Here is a 2,474-nt window from a genome sequence, read left to right on the forward strand (position 1 = left end):
TCGTCACCCCGGGCTTGACCCGGGGTCCATCCTGAACTGCGCACACACTCATAGATACTGGCTCAAGGCCGGTATGACTATAGAGATATTAGAAATGTAATTCAGGCACGAGTACCGCTGGCAGTTGTATTTCAGATACCGGTTCTGGTTTCTTTTCAGATGCAGGAGCATCCTCTGCTTTCTTTTCTTCCACTACAGCTGCTGCCGGAGTTTCACCCTTCTGCTCTTGCGCATCTGCTTCTTCGGTGCCAGTCGAGTTGCTCTTCCATACCAGCAGGTCATAGAAATTTCGGATGTTGTCGACATAGGTGACAGGTTCACGCCCACGTGCGTAACCGTATTTAGTTGTCTTGTACCAGCGCGCTTGTCCCAGCAGCGGCAGGCGTTCGCGTACATCTAACCAGCGATCGGGATTTGCCTTGTCACGTTTGGTCAGCACGCGTGCATCCAGCAGGTGTCCCAGACCGACATTGTAGGCTGCGAGGGTAAACCAAACTTTATCTTCCTCGTTCAGTGATTCCGGCAGTTGTTCCATCAGCCAGAGGATGTAACGTGCTGCACCTGTGATGCTCTGCGCAGGGTTTGTTCTGTCCCTGATCTTGACTTGCTTCGCTGTTGCATTGGTCAGCATCATCAGGCCCTTTACGCCAGTCGGAGAGACTGCCTTGGGATTCCAGTGTGATTCCTGGTAGCCGACGGCAGCGAGCAGGCGCCAGTCGAGTTCATACTCCTCGGCTGTCTCTGTGAACATTGCGTAAAAATCGGGTAGGCGTGTCTCGACCCGTTTCCAGAAGGTGTCGGTGTCGAATTCCTTGAGTTTGTCTATGTGTTGATAATAGCGCTGTACAAGCTGTTCAAGGCGACCGTTACTCTTGATGCGTTTAAAGAATTTATTAACTGCTTTCAACAGTGACTGGTCGCGGCTCTTTTTCATTGCCCAGGCGATCGGTTGTGGCTTGTTCAGTTCATACACCTGTTTCATGTTCTGGAAGTAGCGATTGAAATAGGCATACTCGTTCGAGTCGACGATGGTGTAGTCGATCACTTCTTCGTTAACCAGGTAGAGCAGGCGTTCACTGTCGAGTTCATCTGCAGTTTTCCACGGCAGTTTCAGTTCGCCTGATTTTTTGAGCTGATCCAGGTGCGCCTCGTGACTGGTATCAGAGGTGACCTTGAGCACGCCCTTGGTGAGTTCCTTGAGTTCCTTGATTTTCTTCTTGTCTTCAAAGGAGACGATCAGGCGGGAAACCTCGAGGTAATCAGGTCCGAGATTAAACATATTTGCATCATCCGGCGAGTGGGGGATGCTAGTGGCAACTAGGTTTGCTTCCTCTTTATTGACCAGAGTGAGCGTATTTTCGAAATTTTCCGGAATGATGAATTCTGCCTCGACGCCGAGCGATTCTGCAAAATCGATGATCAGGTCATATTCGAAGCCTGCCGGACCGTCGGGGCCATTGAAATAGGTGGTTGGGCCATAACGTGTTGCGACCACCAGTTTGCCACTCTCCTTTATTTCGCCAAGATATGAAAGCGGTTGGGCAAAACCGCTCCAGTGTAACCAGGCAAGCAGCATGGCAGGAAAAAGTGCAGCGAGCAGAAACAGCGGGGCAAGGCGTATCTGCCGGATAGTCGGCTTGTCCGCCTTGAAGAGGATATGAACCAGGGTATGCACCAGTTTCAGGGCCTTGATGAAGTGTGGCATTACATCGGTTTGCAACCATTTTGGATTGTCAAATTGACTGAGTTTTTTTCGCATATTCCATCTGTTCGAGTTTTTTCATTTCCCATGCTGATCATATCAGAGGAGAGGGGAATGTTTGATAGCCATCTTCACTGGATTTATTGCGACTTTATGACTATTCTTAAGTTAGAAGAAATACAAAGAGTTTAAAGGAGGGTGCTATTATCGACAGAAAGTGGATTTTGGTTCTCATGCTCGCCATGGTGCTAGCAGGTTGTCAAACTTCTCTCTTCAAAAACGGCGGGCAACAAGCGAATTCGACTCAAAATTCAACGGATTCTACCCAACAGCCAAGCAGTAATCAGCCTCCCTCAATATTCAATATGCCTAAAAAGCCGGTCGGTAATTATGCCGCCAGCAAAGTCAGTGGAACCTACGCAGGTAAAAAGTCCGTCAATCGATTTATCAACACCATGGTTGAAAAGCATAATTTCAATCGCCGCTGGCTCAACGGTCTCTTCTCCACTGTCGAACGCCAGAACAAGTCGATAAGGCTGCTTGATCGTTATGCACCTTCTAAAAAGAAAAAGAATCGTCCTGCCGATTATGTTGGGCAACCGGGCCGAGGTAGCTGGAGTCGTTACCGCAGGCAGTTCATCAATGAAAAGAACCTGCAGCGTGGTACTGAATTCTGGCTCTCTCACAAGAGCACGCTGAGACGTGTTGAGAGAGAGTATCAGGTACCTGCACATGTCATCGTCGGCATTATCGGCGTCGAGACACGCTGGGG

At 49.2% G+C, this 2,474-nt stretch carries 2 protein-coding genes; one reads left to right on the plus strand and one right to left on the minus strand.

Going from position 1 to position 2,474, the window contains the following annotated elements; all coding sequences use genetic code 11:
* Positions 1 to 88 precede the first annotated feature (88 nt).
* Positions 89 to 1,759: a membrane-bound lytic murein transglycosylase MltF gene (mltF, locus tag BOW51_RS09810; RefSeq protein ID WP_078477557.1), complete on the minus strand. Its 1,671-nt coding sequence runs from the start codon at positions 1,757 to 1,759 to the stop codon at positions 89 to 91.
* Between the two features lie 308 nt (positions 1,760 to 2,067).
* Here mltF and BOW51_RS09815 point away from each other — a divergent pair.
* On the plus strand, positions 2,068 to 2,474 hold a 407-nt coding region (locus BOW51_RS09815; RefSeq protein WP_174564753.1), incomplete at its 3' end, for a lytic murein transglycosylase.

Source organism: Solemya elarraichensis gill symbiont, assembly GCF_002021095.1.
In the GTDB taxonomy this organism is placed as follows: Bacteria; Pseudomonadota; Gammaproteobacteria; order Chromatiales; family Chromatiaceae.